This is a genomic window from Pseudoalteromonas sp. S2721 (genome assembly GCF_005887425.1).
GTDB lineage: Bacteria > Pseudomonadota > Gammaproteobacteria > Enterobacterales > Alteromonadaceae > Pseudoalteromonas > Pseudoalteromonas simplex.
The window spans coordinates 1-25,711 of sequence record NZ_PNCZ01000063.1 but is presented as its reverse complement, the minus strand read 5'-3'; the positions used below and the strand labels follow the sequence as shown (position 1 = coordinate 25,711).

General features: G+C 38.8%; 17 protein-coding genes. 16 read left to right on the top strand and 1 reads right to left on the bottom strand.

Features of this window, described 5'->3' with window-relative positions; all coding sequences use genetic code 11:
- Nucleotides 1-60: 60 nt before the first annotated feature.
- The 12 genes from CWC02_RS18410 to CWC02_RS18355 all read left to right on the top strand — a co-directional run bounded on the left by CWC02_RS18410 (nucleotide 61) and on the right by CWC02_RS18355 (nucleotide 16,435).
- Nucleotides 61-1,110, top strand: a complete 1,050-nt coding sequence (locus tag CWC02_RS18410; protein WP_171043869.1) for an EpsG family protein — start codon at nucleotides 61-63, stop codon at nucleotides 1,108-1,110.
- A gap of 135 nt (nucleotides 1,111-1,245) precedes the next feature.
- Nucleotides 1,246-2,589 carry a polysaccharide pyruvyl transferase family protein gene (locus CWC02_RS18405; protein WP_138619707.1) on the top strand — a complete coding sequence of 448 codons (1,344 nt, stop codon included), beginning with the start codon at nucleotides 1,246-1,248 and terminating at the stop codon, nucleotides 2,587-2,589.
- Nucleotides 2,586-3,725, top strand: coding sequence for a glycosyltransferase family 4 protein (locus CWC02_RS18400; RefSeq protein WP_138619706.1), 1,140 nt, complete (start codon nucleotides 2,586-2,588; stop codon nucleotides 3,723-3,725). Before CWC02_RS18405 ends, CWC02_RS18400 begins: the two co-directional genes overlap by 4 nt.
- Before the next feature lie 48 nt (nucleotides 3,726-3,773).
- Nucleotides 3,774-4,928 (top strand): glycosyltransferase family 4 protein, encoded by a 1,155-nt coding sequence (locus CWC02_RS18395; protein ID WP_138619705.1) that lies wholly within the window; start codon nucleotides 3,774-3,776, stop codon nucleotides 4,926-4,928.
- Nucleotides 4,925-5,851 (top strand): UDP-glucose 4-epimerase family protein, encoded by a 927-nt coding sequence (locus CWC02_RS18390; RefSeq protein WP_138619704.1) that lies wholly within the window; start codon nucleotides 4,925-4,927, stop codon nucleotides 5,849-5,851. Before CWC02_RS18395 ends, CWC02_RS18390 begins: the two co-directional genes overlap by 4 nt.
- A gap of 15 nt (nucleotides 5,852-5,866) precedes the next feature.
- The gene (locus tag CWC02_RS18385) at nucleotides 5,867-6,415 is read left to right on the top strand and encodes a sugar transferase (RefSeq protein ID WP_138619703.1); all 549 of its coding nucleotides are present in this window, start codon (nucleotides 5,867-5,869) and stop codon (nucleotides 6,413-6,415) included.
- 190 nt (nucleotides 6,416-6,605) lie between these two features.
- Nucleotides 6,606-8,573 carry a polysaccharide biosynthesis protein gene (locus tag CWC02_RS18380; protein ID WP_138619702.1) on the top strand — a complete coding sequence of 656 codons (1,968 nt, stop codon included), beginning with the start codon at nucleotides 6,606-6,608 and terminating at the stop codon, nucleotides 8,571-8,573.
- Nucleotides 8,574-8,649: 76 nt separating this feature from the next.
- Nucleotides 8,650-9,816 (top strand): nucleotide sugar dehydrogenase, encoded by a 1,167-nt coding sequence (locus CWC02_RS18375; protein ID WP_138619701.1) that lies wholly within the window; start codon nucleotides 8,650-8,652, stop codon nucleotides 9,814-9,816.
- A gap of 258 nt (nucleotides 9,817-10,074) precedes the next feature.
- Nucleotides 10,075-11,082, top strand: coding sequence for an NAD-dependent epimerase (locus CWC02_RS18370; RefSeq protein ID WP_138619700.1), 1,008 nt, complete (start codon nucleotides 10,075-10,077; stop codon nucleotides 11,080-11,082).
- A gap of 289 nt (nucleotides 11,083-11,371) precedes the next feature.
- A complete protein-coding gene (gene galU, locus CWC02_RS18365; RefSeq protein ID WP_138619699.1) occupies nucleotides 11,372-12,280 on the top strand; it encodes a UTP--glucose-1-phosphate uridylyltransferase GalU in 909 nt (302 codons plus the stop codon).
- A 178-nt stretch (nucleotides 12,281-12,458) separates the two neighbouring features.
- Nucleotides 12,459-14,603, top strand: coding sequence for a YjbH domain-containing protein (locus CWC02_RS18360; RefSeq protein WP_138619698.1), 2,145 nt, complete (start codon nucleotides 12,459-12,461; stop codon nucleotides 14,601-14,603).
- A 209-nt stretch (nucleotides 14,604-14,812) separates the two neighbouring features.
- Entirely contained in the window at nucleotides 14,813-16,435 is a 1,623-nt protein-coding gene (locus CWC02_RS18355) for a hypothetical protein (RefSeq protein WP_138619697.1), read from the top strand.
- A 72-nt stretch (nucleotides 16,436-16,507) separates the two neighbouring features.
- Here the strand turns inward: CWC02_RS18355 and CWC02_RS18350 are convergent, their stop codons facing one another.
- Nucleotides 16,508-17,905 carry an MBL fold metallo-hydrolase RNA specificity domain-containing protein gene (locus CWC02_RS18350; RefSeq protein WP_138619696.1) on the bottom strand — a complete coding sequence of 466 codons (1,398 nt, stop codon included), beginning with the start codon at nucleotides 17,903-17,905 and terminating at the stop codon, nucleotides 16,508-16,510.
- A gap of 617 nt (nucleotides 17,906-18,522) precedes the next feature.
- Between CWC02_RS18350 and CWC02_RS18345 the strand changes: the two genes are divergently transcribed.
- The 4 genes from CWC02_RS18345 to CWC02_RS18330 all read left to right on the top strand — a co-directional run bounded on the left by CWC02_RS18345 (nucleotide 18,523) and on the right by CWC02_RS18330 (nucleotide 25,454).
- Entirely contained in the window at nucleotides 18,523-18,999 is a 477-nt protein-coding gene (locus CWC02_RS18345) for a DUF721 domain-containing protein (protein WP_054552875.1), read from the top strand.
- Between the two features lie 724 nt (nucleotides 19,000-19,723).
- Nucleotides 19,724-22,432 (top strand): preprotein translocase subunit SecA, encoded by a 2,709-nt coding sequence (gene secA / locus CWC02_RS18340; protein WP_138619695.1) that lies wholly within the window; start codon nucleotides 19,724-19,726, stop codon nucleotides 22,430-22,432.
- A gap of 62 nt (nucleotides 22,433-22,494) precedes the next feature.
- Nucleotides 22,495-22,896 (top strand): 8-oxo-dGTP diphosphatase MutT, encoded by a 402-nt coding sequence (gene mutT / locus CWC02_RS18335; RefSeq protein ID WP_138619694.1) that lies wholly within the window; start codon nucleotides 22,495-22,497, stop codon nucleotides 22,894-22,896.
- Nucleotides 22,897-23,381: 485 nt separating this feature from the next.
- Nucleotides 23,382-25,454: a M13 family metallopeptidase gene (locus CWC02_RS18330; RefSeq protein WP_138619693.1), complete on the top strand. Its 2,073-nt coding sequence runs from the start codon at nucleotides 23,382-23,384 to the stop codon at nucleotides 25,452-25,454.
- The last annotated feature ends 257 nt before the right edge of the window (nucleotides 25,455-25,711 follow it).

Sequence of the window (25,711 nt, the reverse complement as noted above, 5' to 3'; positions counted from 1 at the left end):
GTTTCTTACATTTTATTTCCCATAGTTATAACAATATCATTTTACTTATACGATATTTTTTTGACTAGAATTAACTCAAATGAATTAAAAGTCGTTGCATTTATTTTTATTTGTATCATGAGTTTTTTTCTCTCGTCACTTTATGGGTGGCGACTAATACAAGATGGATATGGGGGAATTGATGCTGATACATATAAAGCAGTATTTGATGGGCTTTCATATAATTTTAGCGAAGCTTTGTCGCAACAAAGGTATGAGAAGGGTTATGCGACATTAGTTTGGTTTTTTAGAGCTATATTTGACAACTATCAGATATTTCAATTTTTTTATTTTTTAATAATGTTAATTTTATATAGGTTAATTACCAGAGAAATATCTAAGAATGTATCAGGTATCCTGTCTTATTTCTTAATAGCTTTATTTTTAATTATTAGCTTTAACCTATCAAGAATGATGATGGGTGTGTTTATACTTTTCTTTGTTGTCTACTTTCTTTCAAAAAATAATTATAAAAAAGCTATACTTGTTACATTGTTATCGTCACTGATACAAATGGTTTGTCTTTGGGGGCTTGTATTTATAATATATTATTATGTCCTGAGTAAAACAAAAAGTAAATCGCTATTTGTTTTGCTTTATCTATTTGTTATCGCCAATTCTTTTTTTATAGTTGAAGTTTTTAAAGCTATACTCGTTAGTGTTGATTACGGGCATTATATCTCTAAAGAAAGCGAAGGCTTCTCTGGTTTTAATTATATATATGCTATATATTTGTCTTTTATATATTATGTTTTTCTTAAAAAAGACGTTGTTGTTAATAGGGTTTCAGATACTATTCTAAAATTGATGCCCACGATGGTCTTTATAATCCCTCTTTATTTCGCAATTCCAATAGCATATAGATTTAACTTTATTTATATGCTTTTCTTTGCTTTTGTTATACCTGATTTGTTTTCTTTCTTAAAAAAAGCGAATGTTGGGGTTGTATCTAGATTGATAGTTGCTGTTATTCCACTTTTTTATGTGGTTTCTAAAATTTATAATTTTTATAGTAGAGATGTGTTAAGTGCAGAAACTTGGTTGCTTTTACCTAGTTATTATATTTTTTAGATTTATACTTTATACGCATTTTATATTTTATCTAGTAAGGCTAATGGTTTTTTATTTTTTATCAGTTGTAATGCATCTTTCTAAGTTTAATATAATCAAATATTAGCTTGCAAAGATCTAAAACATTAGGATGTCATGATGACAAACAAAGTTGTAATTGTACCAGCTTGTACAGACTTAAATAGAGGTGATCAAGCCTTAGTATGGGAAGCTGCATATTTGCTAAAACATGCAATTAATGAAAAGGTCGATATCTCGATAGTAGATTATGGAAATACAGACGAAGATAGAGAAAGGCAGTCAAGGCAGACAAAGTCTGCGGGTTTTAAAGTTTTTAGAAATATAGTAGAAAACCCTAAACGGATTATATCTGAGTCAACTGTCCATAGCTCAAAATTTGGTATTATTCTTGCTGGCCTGTTGGCTGTTGTTGATTTTATAAGGCACTTTTTAGTCTTGTGTCTGCCTTTTGAGTTACTGTTTAAATTACTTTTTCCAAATAAAGAGCATCAAAAAACATTTAGGGTTATTAAAAATTCTGATTCGATCGTTGTGAAAGGCGGAGGTTTCTTACACACATATGGTAAAGTTGAAGATCTTTATTATTTGTGGTTTGGGCTTTATTACCTATTACTTGGTAAGAGATTAAATAAAAAGTTAATAGTCTTACCAAATTCAATAGGTCCAATTACCGGGTTTAGTAATAGATTATTTACTAGGTGGGTATTAAATAAGTGTGACTTATTGTATGTACGTGAACGTGTTTCATTAGATTTTTGTCATAAAATAGGCATCAACAATGCGAAGTATGCATTTGACTTAGGCTATTATGCTGAAGAAAGTTTACCTACTGCTTTAAATAAAGAGCTTGTGAATGATTGCATAAATAAGCTAAGTAAAGAAAAGACAAACATAGGTATAACTGTAAGGCCATATCGTTTTCCTTCGGCAGAAAACCCTACAGAAAGGTATGAAAACTACATAAATTCGATTGCAACTTTTTGTAATAAAAATAAAGAAAACAGTGCATATCATTTCATCGTGCAGGTTCAAGGCCCCAGTGCTCACGAAACTGATATGATAGCTATTAATGATGTAATTTCTAAACTTGAATCTGATGTTGAATATACTGTTATTGATATTGATATTAATTACAAAGAAATAATGACTGTATATAGTAAGTTTGATCTTTTGTTGGGTACGAGATTCCATTCTGTAATATTTTCTCAGGTTCAAGGTGTGCCAGCCGCAGCTATAGCTTATGGAGGAAACAAAACGCATGGGATTATGAAAGAAATTAACCTTGACGAATATGTGATCGACATAAATGAAATAACGGCCCCTGATCTACAAGCGATTTTCACAAAACTTATTAAAAATACTTCGGAGTATAAAGCAAAACTAGAAATTGCTTTTAAATCTATTGAAAATGATAGGGAATCAGTTTCCGAAGATCTTAAAAGGGTAATGTTAAAATGAAAATAGGTTTTTTTCATGATCATATTTTTACAAAGCATGGCAGTACAGTTCATACTAGTGGAACGTTAGCTTCACAAGTATGGGATAGGTTTTTTGATGCCGGAGCTTCAGAAGTCATTGTCTGTGGAAGGTTTTCTGAGAATGTTAAGCTAGGACCTATCGCGGAGAGAGAGAATGTGTCTTTCATTTTTTCGGAAGATTTGTCAAATTTATCCTCTTTACTGCTTAACGCGAATTGTGCTGAAGTTAAAAAAGCCGTTTTAGCATCTGATATTGTAGTGGCCAGACTGCCAAGTGAAATTGGCTTCAAAGCAATTAAAGAGGCAAAAAAGCAAAATAAAAAAGTTATTTGTGAGGTTGTTGCATGCCCTTTTGATGGTTTGAGCTATCACGGTGGTAAGGCTGCGAAACTATATGCCCCTATAATAAAAAAACGGATGAAGTATTGGGTCAAACAATGTGATGGTGCTTTGTATGTGACTGAAAAAGCGTTACAGGCTAGATATCCTTGTAATGGCTATATTTCTAACGCTTCTAATGTTGAAATAAATTCGGTTGTTGATAATAGCTTTTTACATACGCGTTATGAAAGGTTTTTGCTTAGCTCTAACTCTAGTGAAATCAAGATAGGTTTAATCGGTACTATGCTAAATGATTCCAAAGGAATTGATATAGCGATTAAAGCTCTTTCGGGTATCGACGGTGTTAATCTTCATATTCTAGGTACTGGTGAGTCTAGTAGGTTTAAAGAGTTAGCTAAGAAAAAAAATGTTAATTTTTACTATGATGGCTTTAAATCTAATAAACAAGATGTCTTCGAGTGGCTTGATGGTATTGATATTTATATTCAACCATCTTTTCAAGAAGGCCTACCCAGAGCGACCATAGAGGCTATGAGCCGAGGTTGCCCTGTAATTACTTCTGATGCTGGTGGTTTAGCTGAGCTTACTCTGAGCAGTTTTATACATAGTTCAGGTGATTATTTAAAGTTAAGAGCCGATTTAATTCGTTTGTTAAACGATAAAAGTCTGCATGAAACTAGTTCTGAGCATAGTTTAGCTACCGCTGAAAAGTACCTTGGAGCAACCCTAAAACAAAAGCGTGCAGACTTTTATAGCCACTTTATTATTAGTTAAAATTTTATTTAATTTAGGCTGCTTCATTTAATCAGGAGTTATAAAAATTTGAAAAGCTTGTTATACATAATAAATGCTGATTGGTATTTTGATTTGCACTGGCTTGAAAGAGCAATCTTTTTTAAAGGTATTGGTTATGAAATTCATGTGGTAATGCCCGTTAATGAACCTGAAATCATTAAAAAGCTTGAAACGCTAGGGCTTTATATTACTGTCTTACCTATTGAAAGAACCAGTATGTCAATAATTAATGAAATCAAGATTTTGAATCGACTGAATAAGCTAATTAAAACTGTTAACCCTGATATAATACACTCGGTTACAATTAAGCCTAATCTTTATTCTACAATTTTATGTCGTTTAAATAATATACCTCTTGTTTCAACATATCCTGGTCTTGGTACGCTTGGTGTTTCTAAAGATCTTAAGTATGTGATATCAAGAAAAGTCATTTTTAGTTTAATCAAGGTATTCTCAAAAAAACAAAGCAATGTGGCTCTTTTTGAGAATGAAGAAGACCTTCAACTTTTTGAAGATATGAAAGTAATACCTAAAAGTCGCTTAATAAGAGTTTTTGGTGCAGGGATTAATTTGGATTCATTTTCTTTTTCAAATATAAAAAATGGCAATGCTAATTCTCTAAATCTACTATTTGCTAGCAGACTATTAAAAAATAAAGGTCTCTCATTATTATTTGATTCAGTAAAAAAATTAAATAACCAAGGGTTTAATGTAAGATTAAAAATTGCAGGTATTTTTGATTTTGATTCGCCCTTTGCATATACGCAAGATGAAATTGAAGAAATGGCTTCTTTCGATTTTGTTGATTGGCTTGGTAAAAGAAGTGATATAAAAGATTTGATTGCAAACTCTGATGTGGTCTGTCTTCCTACAACCTATGGTGAAGGCGTACCAAGAATTTTAATTGAAGCGTGTGCTGTCGGTCGCCCAATCATTACTACGCCGCTTGGTGGTTGTAAAGATATATGCGTAGATAATTACAGTGGATTACTCGTTGAACCTGATTCTGTAGAGTCAATAATAAAAGCTCTTAAACAGCTTATAACTAATAAAGACTTAAAGTCTGAACTCGGACAAAATGGTCGTAAATTAGTTGAAGATAAGTTTTCAAATCATAGTGTTTTTGAGCAGCATCGTGAAATATATTTAACGCAATTAAGTAAAGCTAAGGTTTCAGAATGATTGCTTTAACGGGATATTCAGGGTTTGTTGGAAGTAAATTGTTGAAAGCCCTCGACCCCGATGATGTTTTACTTTTAGGTCGTAAAGCACCACCGAGTTATCCCCATTTTAATTTTTTTGATTTATCTGATACGCAAAATCTTGATCTGAAAGGTAGCTTAAGGCCGGTCGATGTACTTATACACAGTGCTGCACGAGTTCATGTAATGAACGATAATGCAGTTGACCCACTTTCAGAGTTTAGAGCTATTAATACCGATGGTACACTAAAATTAGCTGAACAAGCAGCGCAAGCAGGTGTAAAGCGTTTTATTTTTGTGAGCTCTATTAAAGTAAATGGTGAGAGCACAACAGGTAAACAGCCTTTTTCAGGTGCTGATGAGCCAGCACCTGAAGATCCTTACGGTATATCAAAAGCTGAAGCTGAACAGCAATTGTTAGAGTTAGGTGAGCAAACAGGTATGGAGATAGTTATAATTCGCCCCCCGCTAGTTTACGGTGAAGGTGTGAAAGCGAACTTTGCATCTTTAATGAAGTTGGTTGGTAAAGGTTTACCGCTACCATTTAGGTTAATCACTAAAAATAAACGTAGCTTGGTATCAGTCTATAATTTAGTTGATTTAATTAAAGAGTGTATTGACCATCCAAAAGCAGCTAATAAAGTATTTTTAGCAAGTGATGATCAAGACTTATCTACTGCTGAAATGGTTGCGCTGATGGCAAAGGTACAAGGTAAGCCTAATTTAGGTATACCCGTGCCTTTGTGGTGCTTTAAGCTAGCTGGTAAATTATTAGGCAAACAAGCCGTAATAGATAGGCTAACAGGCTCACTTCAATTAGATATTACACATACAAAAAATACACTTAATTGGACACCGCCCTACTCTGTTGAAGATGGCTTTAAGCTTGCTGCTAAAAATTGATATTTGGAATGCATAATGATTCGATTACTTGACTTTTTATTTGCCTTATTTGGTTTGCTATTTGCTTTACCATTTTTGGTTGTTCTATACATTATTGGTTTATTCGATACTGGCTCACCGATTTTTACTCAAGAGCGAGTAGGGCGTAACAAAAAACCGTTTATTCTTGTTAAATTTAGAACAATGAAGGTTGATACAGCTTCTGTTGCGAGCCATTTGGCAAGCACAGCTTCAATTACACCTTTTGGTGGTTTTTTACGTAAAACGAAACTAGATGAATTACCGCAATTGTGGAATGTGCTTAAAGGTGAAATGAGCTTGGTAGGCCCCCGACCGGGCTTATTTAACCAACAAGAGCTTACAGCAGCTCGCGATGATAAAAATGTTTACTCTGTACGCCCAGGTATCACAGGGCTTGCACAAGTTAACGAAATTGATATGTCTACCCCAGAGTTACTTGCAAAAACTGATCGTGAGATGATTGATAACCTAAACCTAGTTAACTATTTTAAGTTTATTTTAATGACTATAACAGGTAGTGGTAGTGGCGACAGAGTTAAATAAACAGTTTATAGCCAGAAAGGAAGCTTCTTTATTTGTTTTTTATTTAAAAATCAAATGGTAATGATAATGTATTAGAATTGTGGCTAGATTTTCTGTTATAAGCTATAATTCATAAAAATTTAACAATCGTTAAGCTGGCTGTAAGCTTAGGTTGGTATCTTATTGACAAAAACAAGACAGGGAACTTGTTGTGGATAATTTTATTCGCTCTATCTTAAATTCATCTCGTGCAACTAAGCGTGGTATAACGCTTTTTATTGATTCATTATTTATTGTTTCAGCTTTTTGGCTTGCATTAATCGTTAGGTTAGATAGTTTTGCTCCTCTAAGTAAGCTTGATAACTGGATGTTGCTTACCTTACTTGTGCCCACAAGTTTATTTGCCTTTATCAACCTCGGTCTTTACAGAGCTGTACTTCGTTACATGAATGCTCAAGCTCTATGGGCAATAGTATTAGGTACATTAATAACCACCATAGCACTCGTTATGTTTGCTTTTTTTATTGGTATTGAAATACCGCGGACTATGCCGTTTATTTTTGCTTGGCTATGTTTATTAACTGTTGGTGGTTCGAGAATTGTTGTACGAGCTATGATAGGTAAGTTAACTACTGCAAATAAAGAGTCAGTGATTATTTATGGTGCGGGCTCAGCAGGCCGACAGCTTGCCACAGCGCTAGGTACAGGGCCTGAATATTATGTTCGCGCATTTATCGATGATGACGAAACAAAGCAAGGCTCTATTATTCAAGGTATTCCTGTATTGGCTTTTAAAGAAATTTATGAATTAGTCAATAAGGGTAAAGCTAAAAAGGTATTACTTGCCTTACCAAGCGAAAGCAGAGCTCGCCGAAAACAGATACTTGCACAGCTTGAGCCGCTTTCTGTTAAGGTGCTTTCTATACCAGGTATGGCTGATGTTGTTGAAGGTAAAGCTAAACTTTCTGAGTTTAGAGATGTTGAAATCGAAGATTTGTTAGGGCGTGATCCTGTTGCGCCAAAGCCTGACCTAATGGCCGCAAATATTAAAGATAAAGTGGTTATGGTAACAGGTGCAGGTGGCTCAATTGGCTCTGAGCTTTGTAGGCAGATTGTAAAGCAAAAGCCGTCTAAACTTGTTCTATTTGAAGTTAATGAATTTGGCTTGTATTCAATCGAAAAAGAGCTTTGCGAATATATTCAATCGAACCAGCTGCAAGTTGAGTTAATACCTATTATGGGGTCTGTTCAGCGTATTAACCGCGTAGAAACGGTGATGATGGCGTTTGGCGTACAAACAGTTTACCACGCAGCTGCATATAAACATGTTCCCCTTGTTGAGCATAACGTTGTTGAAGGGGTACGTAACAACGTGTTTGGTACTTACTATACAGCAAAAGCTGCTGTAAACGCTAAAGTTGAAACCTTTGTACTTATATCAACCGATAAAGCTGTACGCCCAACAAATGTTATGGGCGCGACCAAACGCATGGCAGAGCTATGTTTACAGGGCTTAGCACAGAACAAAGGAGCAAAACATAACACGCGTTTTTGCATGGTTCGCTTTGGTAATGTATTAGGCTCGAGTGGTTCTGTTGTGCCACTATTTCGTAGACAAATACGTGAAGGTGGCCCAATAACATTAACTCATCAAGATATTACCCGCTTCTTTATGACCATACCTGAGGCCGCCCAACTTGTTATACAGGCAGGGTCTATGGGCAAAGGAGGCGATGTATTCGTGCTTGATATGGGGGAGTCGGTTAAAATAAAAGACCTTGCAAGTAAAATGATTCGCTTATCTGGCTTTGAAGTAAAAGATAAAAACAACCCCCATGGCGATATTGAAATAGTATGTACAGGTTTAAGGCCTGGAGAAAAACTATACGAAGAATTGCTAATCGGCGATAATGTAGGTGAAACATCGCATGAGCGTATCATGACAGCCAATGAGGTAATGTTACCCTTAGCCGAGCTAAATGTATTTTTAGAAGCGCTTGATATTGCTTGTCATAACTTTGAACACGAAACTATAAGGCAACTCCTGTTAGATGCACCTACTGGCTTTAACCCAACCGATGGTATTTGTGACTTAGTTTGGAATGTTAAGCAAAAAGCTACAAACCAGTTTGATGATGACTTTACTGAACAAGCTAAGGTTGTAAATTTAAAAAGCTAACAGAATATCTCTTATCTTACGGAAACTTAGTAGTTAAGTAATTAAAGTTCAGGTTTAGAAAAAGGATGAAAATGTAATGAAAGTTGCAGTAGTGGGTACAGGTTATGTTGGCTTGTCGAACGCAATGTTATTAGCGCAGCATAATCAAGTAGTTGCACTTGATATTGACGAAGAAAAAGTTGCCTTATTAAAAGATAAGCAGTCTCCTATTGTAGATGTTGAAATTAGTGATTTTTTACAAAACAAATCACTTAATTTTACTGCTACAACAGATAAAACATTGGCACTTAAAGATGCCGAATTTGTTGTAATTGCTACCCCTACAGATTACGACCCAGAAACCAATTATTTTAATACGCGCTCTGTTGAGTCTGTAATTGCCGATGTATTAGCGGTTAACCCTAGTGCAACTATGGTTATTAAGTCTACGGTACCCGTTGGCTATACAAAATCGATTAAAGAGAAGTTTAATACAGATAATGTTATTTTCTCGCCAGAGTTCTTGCGTGAAGGTAAAGCGCTTTACGATAATTTGCACCCGTCACGTATTATTGTGGGTGAGCAAAGTGAACGCGCGCAAGTTTTTGCTGAGCTCTTGGCGCAAGGTGCAGTAAAGCAAAATATTGAGGTGCTGTTTACAGACTCTACCGAAGCAGAAGCAATTAAGCTTTTTTCTAACACTTACCTCGCAATGCGCGTTGCTTATTTTAACGAGCTAGACAGCTACGCTGAAAGCCATGGCCTTGATGCAAAGCAGATCATTCAAGGTGTTGGTTTAGACCCGCGTATTGGCAAGCATTATAATAACCCTTCATTCGGTTATGGTGGTTACTGCTTACCTAAAGATACTAAACAGTTATTAGCGAACTACCAAGATGTACCTAACAATATGATCCGTGCAATTGTTGATGCTAATACTACTCGTAAAGACTTTATTGCTAATTCTATTATTGCCCGAAGCCCTAAAGTGGTTGGTATTTATCGCTTAGTAATGAAGTCAGGTTCAGATAACTTTAGAGCTTCTGCTATTCAAGGTGTAATGAAGCGCATAAAAGCAAAAGGCATTGAAGTTGTTATTTATGAGCCAAGTTTACAAGAAGGTTCATTCTTTAATTCTCGTGTTATTAAATCGCTAGACGAGCTTAAACAAACTGCTGATGTAATTATTTCTAACCGCATGGCTGAAGAGTTAGAAGATGTTGCAGAAAAAGTTTATACACGTGATTTATTTGGTAGTGATTAAGCCGAAATAGCTTTGGGCCGAATCTGCACATTCGCTGCAGAGGTCGTTGATGGCAGCGTAGGCATGAAATATATTTCGCGCAAAAATGTTTTCACAAAGAGGAAAGAATGAGGAAGTGATATAAATGCTTTTTGTTTTCTCTAAAGCGAAGCGCCTCATTATCTCTTTGTGAACATTTGGTTTCTCTATGAAGCTGCTCTTAACTCTCATTAAGTCAAATGAATTGGCAGCCTACGGGCTCAATAAGATAGGAATATAATGAAATATTTAGTTACTGGCGCTGCAGGTTTTATTGGTGCAGCTACAAGTCAAAAGTTACTAGCGCAAGGACATGTTGTTGTTGGTGTTGATAATTTAAATGATTATTACGATGTAAATTTAAAGCATGCGCGTCTGGCTCAGTTTGAACAGCACGAGCGTTTTACTTTTATCAAGTTAGATATTGCAGATAGAGCTGCAATGGCAGAGTTGTTTGCCCGCGAGCAATTTGACCGTGTAATTCATTTAGCAGCTCAAGCCGGTGTGCGTTATTCAATTGAAAACCCAGATGCCTACGCTGACTCAAACTTAGTGGGGCATTTAAATGTTTTAGAAGGATGTAGGCATAATAAAGTTGCGCATTTAGTTTATGCTTCGTCTAGCTCAGTTTATGGCTTGAACGAAAAAACACCATTTGAAACTACCGATAGCGTTGATCACCCTGTTTCGTTTTATGCTGCTACAAAAAAAGCCAATGAACTTATGGCGCACAGTTACTCGCACTTGTATAACTTGCCGACTACAGGCTTACGCTTTTTTACAGTCTATGGCCCGTGGGGTCGCCCTGATATGGCGCCATTTATTTTTACTAAAAAAATGCTTGATGGCGATACCATCGATATAAATAACAATGGCGATATGTGGCGTGACTTTACCTACATTGACGATATTGTCGAGGGTGTTGTTCGTGCAGCCGATGTAGTGCCAGAACGGGATGACAATTGGAAAGTAGAAACAGGCTCGCCTGCATCAAGTTCTGCGCCATTTAAGGTTTATAATATTGGTCATGGCAGCCCTATTAATTTAATGAAATTTATTGAGGCCATTGAGTCTGAATTAGATATTGAAGCGAAAAAGAACTTTCGTGAAATGCAAGCAGGTGATGTTTATAAAACCTATGCCGATACACAAGACTTATTTGCAGCAACCGGGTATAAACCAGCGGTTGGGGTAGAGCAAGGCGTGGCTGAGTTAATCAGCTGGTATAAAGGTTTTTATAATAAATAATTGCTTCACATTGTGTGGCATTGGGAACGCATCTAGCAATCGCGGTGCCTAAGGTGATGTAGGCGTGAAATTTATTTCGCGCGAAAATATTTGCACAAAGAGAAATGAATGAGACGTAAAAGAGTAAACCAAAAATACTTTGTTTCACTCTAAAGCGCAGCGTCTCTTTGCTTCTTCTAAATATTCGTTTTTAACGAAAAGTTAAATTGAAAACCATTCAGCTTGTATCTACTTTGGTACTGTTAGTTTGGTGTTATTGTAGATTAAATTATTAAATAAGGGACTAATTATGAAAGCTGTTATTCCTGTTGCGGGCCTTGGTACTCGCATGTTACCTATGACTAAAGCAATTCCTAAAGAAATGCTGCCTTTAGTTGACAAACCGCTTATTCAATACATTGTCAATGAGTGTGTAGCGGCCGGAATTAAAGAAGTTGTATTGGTTACCCATAGCTCTAAAAATGCTATAGAAAATCACTTTGATACCAGCTTTGAGCTTGAAGCAACGCTTGAAAAGCGCGTAAAGCGTACTCTTCTAGAAGAAGTTCGCTCTATCTGCCCTGAAGATGTAACCATTATGCATGTTCGTCAAGGCGAGGCTAAAGGATTAGGTCACGCGGTAATGTGTGCTAAACCAATTGTAGGTGATGACGACTTTGTTGTAGTACTGCCCGATGTTATTTTAGATAGCTATACTGCTGATCAAAAAACCGAAAACGTTGCCGCAATGATAAAACGCTTTAATGAGGTTAAAGCAAGCCAAATTATGCTTGAGCCAGTACCACAGGAAAGTGTTCATAAATATGGTATTGCTGATATTGGTGGCGTTAAAATCAATGCGGGCGAAAGTGCACCTATTAAAACGATGGTCGAAAAGCCAAAAGCAGAAGAGGCTCCTTCTAACTTAGCAGTTGTTGGTCGTTATGTGTTATCTAAAGCTATTTGGCCGCTGCTTGCTAATACCCCTGCTGGTGCAGGTGGCGAAATTCAATTAACTGACGCAATCGATGAGCTAATGAAACATGAAATTGTTGAAGCATTTCACATGAGCGGTCGTGCTCATGATTGTGGCGACAAGCTAGGTTATTTAAAAGCAATTGTAGAGTACAGCATGCGCGATGAAAAACTTGGCGCAGAGTTTACAGACTTTGTAACAGAAATGGTTACGCCAAACACAAGGCATTTAAAAGCGGTATAACCTTTAAAACTAAATATTTAAAAAAGGGTAAGAAGCAAATTCTTACCCTTTTTAGTTTTAACATAGCAGTTTATTTTTGACCCTAAAGGTTTAGTTTGGCTGATAGCTTCTTGTTTTTGTTTTCTGATGTTATATTTAAAACAATGAAGGAACTTATAACTTTAACTCGGATTTCCTAATGCCAAAATTAAATTTATTGTTTTTAAGCTGTGCCGCCGCACTTAGCTTGCCAATAGCCGCTGACGAAATAAAAAGCCACCAGTCTTTTTCTGGTTATACGGGGTTGATAAACACTCCTAATGCAGAAGCGCTCAGCTCTGGTAGTGTTGATATAGGCTATAACAATTTATTAGATTTTAAAGGGCAGCGATATTTAGATGGCCATAACTTTATTTTCTCTGCAGGGTTATTTGAAGGTCTTGAAGTTAGTGGGCAAATATCCTCTAACTCAATACACGATAATTTGTTTTATAGCGAAGGTCGTGGGCAAACCCGAGATTTATCGTTCAACGCAAAATATCAGCTACCTTATATACCTAAAGACTGGTTTAGTGTAGCTATAGGTGCTAAAGATATAGGTGGTGCCGCTAACAACTATAAAACGTTTTATGCAGTGGCCTCAAAAGAATTATGGGATTTTCGTTTTAGTGCCGGCCTAGGTTCAAGTGATAGACTTACTGGTGAAATGGATGGCGCATTTGCTGGTATTGAGTGGCAACCGCTTGAGTGGTTTAGCTTACTCACCGAATATGATGCCGAAGCTGTAAATGCAGCAGCACGTATAACGATTCCTAAAAAGTGGCTATATGATATTGGTGAAATAACCTTTACTAGCCGTTTTTACAGCAGTACTGACTTTTCTGAAGATAAAGACACCTACTGGGGGGTAAATTTTACCCTACCATTATCTGATGAAGCTAAAACTAATTATGAGCCTGTAAAGCCTGCACCTTATGTAGCCCCAACAAGCAATACACCTGCGGCTAAAGTAAACGATTATGGTTTAGGCTTTATTCAAACGTCAGTAGCGCCCAAGCTAGCTGAACAGCCTGATGCGTTAATCGTTACTAGTGCTGAGCAAAGTCAAACACAAAATTCACAAAAAGTTGTTAGTTCTAGCTTAAGCAAACAAGCAATTACATTGAAAGATGCGCTCATTAATGATGGTTTTGAAAACGTGGTTGTTGGTTACAACTCAACTACCGTATTTGTTAACTTTGAAAACTCAGTGTTTAACCGCAACGACATTGACGCTATTGGTGTAGTACTTGGTCGCATCGCCGAAAATATAGTTAATGAAAATACTCATTATAGCGTTCAGCTTTCGAAAACAGATATCCCGTTACTAGCAATTAGCGGCAACATCGACAATTATCGTTTGTTTATTGAAAAGGGCGTTAGCCCTGACTTAAATGTTCAACAAGACAAAGCCGTTATTCCTGAGGGTGTTACATGGGCTGGTAAAGCGCAGGTGAGCCCTTACTTTAAACCGCGTTTAACTTTAAGCCCTGCTATTAGTAATACGTACGCTACTGAGTTAGGTGTATTTGACTACTCTATTGCAATTAGAGCAGATGTCGATGTGCCTCTTTGGAAAGGTGCGGGTGTTATTTTAGGTGGACAAGTTAATGTTGAAAATAGTGATGACTATGATGAGCGAGGTCCATTTAGGCGTTATCGTCAAGAAACTGAATTTGATAGAGCTATGTTCTACCAAACATTTAAGCTGCCATTCGGTTTTTATAACCAAACGCAAGTTGGTTTTATAAAAGAGCGCTACGATTTAACAGGTATCACTAACGAAACAACTTGGTTGAGTGATGAAGGGCGTCACAGAATTAGTGCTCAGTTGGGTTCGTATAAATACGAAGATTATCGCGGTAGCAAAACATTCCAAGCACTAAACTACCAATATAACTGGGTTGAACAAGACATTACCTTACATGCTCAAGCAGGTAATTATTGGTATGAAGATTCTGGCTATAAGTTAGAAAGCCGTTTTTGGTTTGGTGACAGTTACTTAGCTGTATATTACGAAGATACAAATACGACTAAAGCAGGTTTGGCATTTAGTATTCCACTTTCACCACGAAAAGATATGAAAGCTTATAAATTTGGGCAAATTAAAGGCACTGAATCTTACAGGCATACAGCGAGTACTGAGATTGGTGAAAGCACTAACCGCTTAGTGTTCAGTCAAGGCTTTATTCCAGGAAGTGCAATAAGCACCTACCGTACGTTCCTTAATCAGGGGCGTATGTCTAGTGATTATGTATACCAAAATCTTGCAAGGTTAAAAGAGGCATATTTAACTTATCGGTAACAATTTATGTTGGGTTAAGTATTGTACAATTAGGTAATTTAGCTATATTATTGATGAGGTGTTTTAGATAATTTAAGAGCTTTAATGCCTCGTTTTTAATTTGTAAAAAAATTATGGTGCTGACTATACTTTTTGGAAGTTCGCGCTACTATTTTATAAAATGAGTAAATTCATTTACAAATGTTGATAAAGGAATAGAAGGACTCCCTATGTTTACTAACAAAAAATCGCTACTAGCGTTATCAGTAGCATCGGCTTTCGCTTTAACAGGTTGTTTTAGCGATGATGATAACAATAAACCAGTACCAGATGACGGTGGTGATGGTGGCGATGGTGGTGTTGTTGTCGTTGCACCAGAAACTCCAGCGGCACTTACATTTGTTGTAAGTGGTTCTGTTGTTCAATCAAACGATGATGACGAATTTGACGTTATCGGTGATGCAACAATCAAATTTTTAGAATCAGGCGTTCTTTCAACTAACATCGTTGATGTTGAAGGTAATCAAGTTCAAACTTTAGATGTTGGCGATGAAGGTAGCTTCCTTGTTACTCGTAAAAGTGGTTCTTCAACAGACAGCGTTACAGCTATCGTTTCAGCTCCAGGCTTTGTTACTAAAGCATTTAGCTTAGATCTTTCTAACGAAGACGATAACGACGTATTAGTTGCACAATTTTTACTAACACCTACTGACGAAGAAGGTCTTGCATCTACAACTACAACTTCATCAGACATTACAGGCTCTACTACAACAGCTGAAATTGTAGCTGATGCATCTGCTGAAGGCTCATCTTTAGCTTCAGCTACATTGCCAACAGGTATTACTTTACAAGACGCTGATGGTCAACCTGTTACAGGTGCTGAAGTAGCATTAAATGTATTGGGTACTGACCCTTCATCTGACGCGAAAGGTTTAGTTCTACCTGAAGGCCTAAATAGCGATGACAGCAGTGCTAACATTGCAGTGCCTGTTTCTTTAGCAAACGTTACATTAAGCGTTGACGGTAATAGCGTTAAAAAATTCGCTGGTGATACATTAAACGTAACACTTGCTGCTCCTGCTGATCTAGATGCTGGTGAAGTATTAAGCGTAAGCTCTTTAGATGAAGAAACTGGTATCTGGATGCCAGAAACGTTCCCAGTAACTAAAGGTACGGGTACAGTTAGCTTTGAAACAGACCACTTAACTTGGTTCTCTGTTAATAAGTCTGTTCCTGTATGTACTGATGGTCTAACTGTTAACTTTGATGGTGATGCAGTACCTGCTGGTGGCCTTTCACTAATCGCATACTCTTCTGACGGCATTTTATGGGCACGTGTAGCTTCAGGCAGCACTTCTCGTGTTGTTCCTGCTAGTTTCTTAAAGCGTTACGGTATCTCTTCTGAAGCAACTGCTACAGTACTAATGCTAGATAGAGACGGTGCTATCTGGGGTGAAACAGATGGCGAAGTACCAGTTTGTGGTACGGTTAATGACTTTACTTTAGCTGCTCCTTACACTGTAGTTAATAAGACTTTAACTATTACTGGTTCATGTGCTAACGACTCAGACGTAGCGGTAGATGTAACTAACTCTGCTGTACGTTATAAGCGTGATGGTAAAGCTGTACGTACTGCGCTTAAAGATGCAGATGGTAACTTCCAGCTTACTAACCTACGCGAAGGCGAAAACTACGAAGTTACTGTTAACTTCCGTGGTTTACCTCTAGAAGGTTCAAACACAATTACTTTAGACAATGTGAATGGTGATGATTTAACTCAAAACTTTGAATTCACTTGCCCTGAAGTAACTGGTTCAGGTGGTACTGGTTCTACTGGTGGCACTGGTGGTTAGTAACCATTTTTGTTAGTTCCTAAATAGGGATTAAATCTGAAAGCCGCATTTATGCGGCTTTTTTTATGTGCATTACGGAATTTTAATTGTTGCTGTTGCTAATCTTGTACAAAGCTCATTAGCCAATGCTTGTTTGGCTTGCTCGTCTCCGTGAACTATTTTAATTAAACTTGGCTTTTTGCGTATGCCAGTAACGAAATTTATTAACCCTTTTTGATCTGCGTGGGCGCTATAACCGCTAATGGTATGAACTTGTGCTTTAATCATTACTTTTTGATTATCGATAAAGACGTATCCGCCGCGAGAGCCATATTTTTGAATATCTCGGCCTAAGGTTCCTTGACCTTGGTAGCCAACAAAAATGACATCGGTTGTTTTGTCTGGTAAAAACCGTTCTAGATAATTAACTATTCTGCCGCCATTGCACATTCCGCTGGCAGCTATGATTATTGCGGGCTGCTGTTTCGAGGCTAAAAAGTTTATTAATGCAAGGTGTTCTTGGTGGCTATCAATAGTGTGTAGTTGTTTAAAGTCGAGCGGGTGGCGGCCTTGTTTTACGCGTTTTTTTGCTTCGTTATCCCACAGCGCTTTAAAGTGTAAATACTCATTTGTGAAATTGGCTGCCATTGGTGAATCAACAATAATTTGCAGCTTATGCCACATAGAGCGCTTACGTGCAGAGTGAATAAGCTGTTCAAATTCATACAGCAACTCTTGTGTGCGGCCAATACTAAAAGCCGGTATGAGTACCACGCCATTATCACTTACGGCACGTTCTATAACTTTTTTAAGCACGGCTACGCGCTCTTTGCGGCCTTGATGGTTTTTATCACCATAGGTAGACTCAATAACTAATGTATCGGCACGGTAGGGTGGTTTTGGCGTCGGTAACAATGGTGTGTAAGGCGCACCTAAATCACCTGAAAATACCACTCTATGCGTGTTTGGTCGTTTACCCAGTTCAATTTCAACATAGGCAGAGCCTAAAATGTGCCCAGCACGTTGCAGGCGAATTTTATATAAAGAGTTTTGATTGCTTGAGGTTGCTTTTTCGGGGCTTAAGCCCACTCCTACGGGAATGCAGTACCATGTATTATAATCGAGAGAGATAATTTGCTGTTTTAGTAACTTTAAGCAGGTGCGGATCACCGCTTCATCGCGAGTTACACCTACTTTTAAGGCATCTTCAATCACCATAGGTAAGAGTTTTGCGGTGGCAATCGAGGTATAAATTGGGCCTTTAAAACCTGCGGCAAGTAAGTAGGGTATGCGGCCAACATGGTCTATATGGCAATGTGTAACAATCAGCGCTTTAACTGTTGAGATATCAAAATCAATTGCTAGATCTTGTTTACTGTCTTCCCCTTGAAATAGCCCACAATCAACAAGTACAGAATTTGTGTCATCTATAAATAGCTGGTGGCAAGACCCAGTTACGCCTTTCACCGCTCCGTGGTGTTTTATATGCATAATATCCTCCTTTTTGAAGCTAATTTCAGCATAGAGGTAAATAACTCTTAGGGCAATGGGGGCAGGATTGAGATATTTGAAGGCGTGAAGTTTATTTCGTTGAAGGTCTATTTCACAAAGAGAAGCGAATGAGAAGAAAATGAGGGAACCACAGGGTCATTATTTCTTCCTCTTCAGCGAAGCGTCTCTTACCCTCTTTGTGCTATTAAATGTTGAGCTGTAAGTTTGAAGCCGAGCGGTGTTGTTTTCGGGTCTTATCCAAAGGCCCATTTTGTAGGAGGTACTTCAGTGCCGAAAATATTTTAACAAAGAGAAGTGAATGAGAAGAAAATGAGGGAACCACGGGATCATTTTTTTCTTCCTCTTCAGCGAAGTGCCTCTTACCCTCTTTGTGCTATTAGATGTCTTTGATGTAGGCGTGAAATTTATTTTGCGCGCTTTCTTGTAGATCGTGCTTTAGCGCATCATTGATGAGAGGTACGTAATCGCTTGATGCCATAAATGACCACTTTGTACAAAACCGCATCTTGTATCTCGTTCCCCGAACCTAATAGCTTCATATTTACGTAGGTGATATATTCTCTTTGTGGTGATTAACCTTTTTAGGTAGACGATTAATGGCAAAAGATAGATACGCGCCAAAAGCTGTTGGCGATATTATGGCGGGCTTGAGTGGTCGCTTGGCATCTTATGCTGGTAAAACCCAAGGTTTGTCTTCTCAACAAACCATTCTTGATGACTTCTTAGGTGAAACGCTTTCGAAAAAATGTCGGGTAAGTAATTACCGTGATGGTACTTTGATGATAGAAGCAGTTTCGGCACCGATTGCACTGCGTTTAAATTACTTAAAAATGGATATGCTTTCGCATTTTCGTGCCGCTGGCATGGTAGAGCTTGGGCAAATTAAAATTACCGCAAACCCACAGGCAACACAGCGCTTATCAGCAACAAATAAGCCAGAGCAAAAGCCTGTTTCGAAGCGCCAAATGAGCGAACAAACAGCCGATTACCTCAGCGCCATCGCCGCAGATGCCCCGCCTTCTTTAAAAGCCAAGTTAGAGCGTTTAGCACAACATGGGCGGAAAAAGAAGTAAAGCCCTCAGCTTTCAGCCGTCAGTTTGAAGCCGAATTGTGTTGTTTGTAAGTCAGACATAGGTTGGTGAAATGGCGCAGTATGTCAGACGCGCCAAGCAAGCGTGACGCCTATGGTGTAGGCGTGAAATTTATTTCGCGCGAAAATATTTGCACAAAGAGAAGTGAATGAGAAAAGAATGAGAAAGCGATAATGTGCTTTTTTGTTTTCTTTTAAGCGCAGCGTCTCTTATCCTCTTTGTGCGATTAAATGTCTTTGATGTAGGCGTGAAATTTATTTCGCGTGTTATCTTGTAGGTCGTGCTTTAGCGCGTCATTGGTGAAGGCGATGTAATGTATTGTCGCCATAAATGACCACCTACATTTACAAAGTTGAATTTCGTCCCTCTAATCGCCTTTTTTCTCCCCTAATCTTGATTTTATCCTTATTGTCGCCATATCTATTCAGTAATCTTGTTTTCACCCTTTTTATGGGGTTAGATCAAAGATTATGGCTGATTTTTAAATTTTCTTGCCGAAATTCCATATCTTCATAAACAGAAGGTTTGATGTTGCGCAGACTCTGGTATGATAGCGCACGAAATAAGCGGTGTTTTGAACAGCGTACTGATAAATTGTTAATTAATATGCCCTACATCATGAGCATAAGCGCATATTAATTATCAATTGAAGAAAGTGGGTTAGCTAATGACTAGCTAACAAAGAATATATTGTAACGGTTTTATCATGATATCTAATTTATTTACCAAGATTTTTGGTAGTCGCAATGACCGCACTATTAAAAACCTAAGAAAGACGGTCGCTCTAATTAATGCGCTTGAAAAGCAATTAGAAGCGCTTTCTGATGAAGATTTAAAAGCAAAAACAGCTGAATTTAGAGAGCGTTACGATAACGGACAAAGCCTAGATGATATCTTACCAGAAGCATTTGCTGTGGTACGTGAAGCATCTAAGCGTGTAAACGGCATGCGTCACTTCGACGTACAGCTACTAGGTGGTATGGTTTTACATCAAGGTCGCATTGCAGAAATGCGTACCGGTGAAGGTAAAACACTAACAGCAACATTACCTGCATACCTTCGTGGTTTAACAGGTAAAGGTGTTCACGTAATTACCGTGAACGACTACCTTGCAAAACGTGACGCCGAAACTAACCGCCCATTATTTGAGTTCTTAGGCCTAACAGTAGGCTGTAACGTACCTGGCATGATGCCACAGCAGAAGAAAATCGCTTACGCTGCTGACATTACTTACGGTACTAATAATGAATTTGGCTTTGATTATCTGCGCGATAACATGGCATTTAGCATTGAAGAGCGTGTACAACGCCCACTTTACTACGCTGTAGTGGATGAGGTGGATTCAATCCTAATCGATGAAGCGCGTACGCCGCTGATTATCTCAGGCCCAGCTGAAGATAGCTCTGAGCTTTACATCGAAATCAACAAAATTGTGCCTGACCTAGAGCTACAAGAAAAAGAAGATGAAGAAGGCGTTGAAGGCGATGGCGATTACACGATCGATGAAAAGTCTAAGCAAGTTCACCTAACAGAACGTGGTCAAATTAAAGTTGAAGAGCTACTAATTGAGCGCGGCTTAATTCAAGAAGGTGATTCACTTTACTCAGCTTCAAGCATCACATTATTAAGCCATGTGTATGCGGCACTTCGTGCTCACAAGCTTTATCAAAAAGACGTTGATTACGTTGTTAAAGAAAACGAAGTTATCATTGTTGATGAGCACACAGGCCGTACAATGGAAGGTCGTCGTTGGTCAGAAGGTTTACACCAAGCTGTTGAAGCAAAAGAAGGTGTTCGCATTCAAAACGAAAACCAAACATTGGCATCAATCACATTCCAAAACTACTTCCGTTTATACGACACGCTAGCGGGTATGACTGGTACAGCAGACACAGAAGCGTTTGAGTTCCAGTCTATCTATGGTCTAGACACAGTAGTAATGCCAACAAACAAACCGATGATCCGTGACGATCGTGCTGATCTTGTGTACCTAACACAAGAAGAAAAGTACGAAGCAATCCTTGCTGATATCAAAGATTGTCAAGAACGTGGTCAACCGGTACTTGTGGGTACTATCTCTATCGAAAGTTCTGAGTACTTATCGCAGTTCTTACGTAAAGAAAAAATTAAGCACAACGTACTTAATGCTAAGTTCCACGCACAAGAAGCAGACATCGTTGCTGATGCAGGTTTACCTGGCACAGTAACTATTGCAACTAACATGGCCGGTCGTGGTACCGATATCGTGTTGGGTGGTAACTGGAACAGCGAAGTTGAAAAGCTAGAAAACCCAACTGATGAACAAATCAAAGCGATTAAAGATGAGTGGCAAAAACGTCACGATGCAGTAATCGAAGCGGGTGGTCTACATATCATTGGTACTGAGCGTCACGAATCTCGTCGTATCGATAACCAGCTACGTGGTCGTTCTGGTCGTCAAGGTGATGCCGGTTCAAGCCGTTTCTATTTATCAATGGACGACGCGCTAATGCGTATCTTCGCTGGTGAGCGCATGACTAACATGATGCGTAAACTAGGTATGCAACGCGGCGAAGCGATTGAGCACCCTTGGGTTAACCGCGCAATCGAAAACGCACAACGTAAAGTTGAGGCACGTAACTTCGATGTTCGTAAGCAATTACTTGAATACGATGATGTAGCGAACGACCAACGTCGTGTTGTTTACTCGCAACGTAATGAGCTACTTGAAGAAGGCGATATTTCAGAAACTATCACTGCAATTCGTGGCGATGTGCTAAACGGTACAATCGACCAGTATATTGCACCGCAAAGCCTTGCTGAAATGTGGGATATCCCAGGTCTTGAAGAACGCTTAAAACAAGATTTCTTAATCGAGCTGCCAATTTCGCAATGGCTAGCTGATGATAGCAAACTATACGAAGAGAAACTTCGTGAGCGTATCGAAGAAGCGGTTGAGCAAGCATACAAACAAAAAGAAGAGATGGTAGGCGAGTCTGTACTACGTCAATTCGAAAAAGCGATTATGCTACAAAGCTTAGACCAACATTGGAAAGATCATTTGGCTGCGATGGACCACCTTCGTCAAGGTATCCACTTACGTGGTTACGCACAGAAGAATCCTAAGCAAGAGTACAAGCGCGAGTCGTTTGAGCTATTCTCTGAAATGCTTGAGAACTTAAAAGTCGACGTTGTGGGTATTTTAAGTAAAGTACAAGTTCGCGCTGAAGAAGATGTTGAAAAAGTTGAAGAGCAACATCGTCGTAGCGAAAATGCGCCACGTGAATACCAACACGAAGAAGCTGAGCACATCGGTGGCGAAACACCAGAAGGTGCTGTAGTTACACAACGCGCAGAACCTAAAGTAGGCCGTAACGAGCCGTGTCCTTGTGGTTCAGGTAATAAATATAAGCAGTGTTGCGGTAAATTAAAATAACCAAAACACGGTGATAAAAAGCGACGCTTGCGTCGCTTTTTTTATGATTAAGGAAACAACAAATGACTAAAAAAATAGTGCATGTTGCAGTTGGTGTTATTTATAAAGATCAGCAATTATTTATTTGTAAACGCCCAGACGACAAACACCAAGGTGGCTTATGGGAATTCCCAGGCGGTAAAGTAGAGCAGGGCGAAAGCGTATTTACTGCGCTACAGCGCGAGCTATTAGAAGAAGTAAACCTAACCGTAAATGGCAGTGAAGAGCTAATGGTTATCGAACATGACTACGGCGATAAGTGCGTACGCTTAGATGTGCACATTGTTGATGATTTCACAGGCACAGCCCATGGCGCAGAAGGCCAACAAGGCAAATGGGTCGCACTCAACGAGCTTGATGATTACAGCTTCCCTGCCGCCAATGTTGAGATCATCGAAAAGATAAAACAGAAGTACGAGCAGTAACAGCCGTCAGCTTTCAGCTGTCAGTTTGAAGCTGAACAGCATTGTTTGCGGGTTCTTTATTAATTTGCAGACTTGGTGCTGAATGTAAGACCCGCCAAGCAAGCGTGACGCCTACGATTGATGTAGGCGTGAAATTTATTTCGCGCGAAAAAATTGCACAAAGAGCAGTGAATGAGAAAAGAATGAGGAAGTGATAATAATGCTTTTTTGTATTCTCTTAAGCGCAGCGCCTCTTATCCTCTTTGTGAGTCATAGAAACATTGCGCGATATAAAATCGCGCCTACAATGCAACCACTAACCACTTAATCTCCCCCTCTCATCGCTCAAAAATGCGGCTTATCTTGTTTTGATAAGAATTGTTACATATTCGGTTTTGTTGTTTTGCTCGAGAGGTTTATTATGGAAACAGCGAAAAACTAACTGTTGGTATGGTTTACTCGTTTTTCGATAAATACTTTATAAATTAAATTGGTACGGGAACCTCATGAAAAAAGTAACACTTACCGCGGCAAGTATTGCACTTGCGCTCGGTCTTGTTGGTTGTGGTGAAAAAGAACAAGAAACTAAAGCACCAGCAACTGCGACCGTCACTGAAGCAAAAGCTCCTTTAAATTCAGGCATTGAATTGGCGAACATGGACAAGTCTGTTCGCGCACAAGATGACTTTTACTATCACGTAAACGGCGAATGGTTAGAGAAAACAGAAATTCCAGGTGATAAATCAAACTACGGCTCATTCACTCAGCTTTACGATGATTCGCAAAAAGCGATGAAAGAAGTACTAGAAAAAGCAGCGGCAAATAAAGACGTAAAGCCAGGCTCTGATGAAGCTAAACTAGCTGCATTCTATAACAGCTACATGGACGAAGCAGGCCGTGAAGCGGCAGGCATCAAGCCATTAACACCAGTGCTAGAAAGCGTTGATGCAGTTAAGAACAAGTCTGATCTAGTTGCTTTAATGGCAGAACTTCGCATTAAAGGCGGTAGCTTACCGTTTGGTTGGTACGTAAATAACGACGCGAAAAATTCTAGCGAAAACGCGATGTATGTTTATCAGTCTGGTTTAGGTTTACCAGATCGCGACTACTACCTAAAAGATGAAGAAAAATTCACAAAAATTCGTGAAGCTTACCAAGCATACGTAACAGCTATCTTAAGCAAAGCCGGTGTAGCTGATGCAGAGTCTGCGGCAAAAGCAATTATTGATCTTGAAACAAGCATTGCTGATGCGCAGTGGAGCCGTGTTGAGAGCCGTGATGCGACTAAATCTTACAACAAAATGAGCGTTGCAGATGCTAACAAACTTACTGGCGACTTTGACTTTGCAGCTTACCTTGATGCATCAGGTATCAAAACTGAAGATGTAATCATTCGCCAGCCTAGCTACCTAGAAAAATTTGCTGGTATCTACAACGATACAGACTTAGCAACGTGGCAGAACTACCTTAAGTTCCATTTTGTTAGCAACTATGCTCGCCTATTAGATAAAGAGCTAGTAGACCTTAACTTTAATTTTTACAGCACAACACTTCGCGGTGTAACAGAACAATCTCCACTTTGGAAAAAAGCGGTTGATGCATCAAACGGTGTACTAGGTGAAATTTTAGGTAAAGTATACGTAAAAGAAAACTTCCCGCCTGAAGCAAAAGCGCGCATGGAAGAGTTAGTTGATAACGTTATCAAAGGTTATGCAGTTGCGATTGAAAATCTTGAGTGGATGAGCCCTGAAACAAAAATCGCGGCTAAAGAAAAGCTTGATAAGTTCACACCAAAAATTGGTTACCCAGATAAATGGAAAGACTACTCAGCACTTGAAGTTAAAGGTGATGACTTAGTAGGTAACTACATTCGCCACAGCGAGTGGGAATATGCAGATATGACTGCAAAACTAGGTAAGCCAGTTGACCGTTCTGAGTGGCACATGACACCACAAACAGTAAACGCTTACTACAACCCTGTGAACAACGAAATCGTATTCCCAGCGGCTATCTTACAACCGCCATTCTTCAACCTAGAAGCTGATGACGCTGTTAACTACGGTGCAATCGGTGCGGTAATCGGCCACGAATTAGGTCACGGCTTTGATGACCAAGGTGCGAAGTACGATGGTGACGGTAACTTACGTAACTGGTGGAGCGAATCAGACCTTAAACAGTTTGAGGAGCGCACAGGTCAGTTAGTTGCTCAATATAACGAGTACAAACCATTTGAAGATGCAAGCGTAAATGGTCAGCTTACATTAGGTGAAAACATTGGTGACTTAGGCGGCTTAACAGTTGCTTATACGGCATACCAGTTATCACTTGGTGATGAAAAAGCGCCTATTATTGATGGTTACACAGGTGATCAGCGTTTCTTCATGGGTTGGTCGCAAATTTGGCGTCGTAAATATCGTGACGAAGAGTTACGTAACCGCCTAATGACAGACCCTCATTCACCAAGCCACTACCGTGTAATCGGTATTCTTTCAAACATGCCAGAATTCTATCAGGCATTTGATGTGAAAGAAGGTGACAAGATGTATATCAAACCAGAAGATCGCGTAAAAATCTGGTAATTGATTATCGATTTTAAAAAGGCTCTGAGTGAACGCTCAGAGCCTTTTTTGTTTTAGGAGTTGTCAGCTTTAAGCCGACATTTGATGTAGACGTGAAATTTAGTGAGCCATCAGCTTTCAGCCGTCAGTTTTGAGCCGAATTGTGTTGTTTGTTGGTCAGGCATAGGTTGATGGAATGGCGTTGCATATAAGACGCGCCAAGCAAGCGTGACGCCCACGGTGATGTAGGCGCGAAATTTATTTCGCGCGATGGTCGA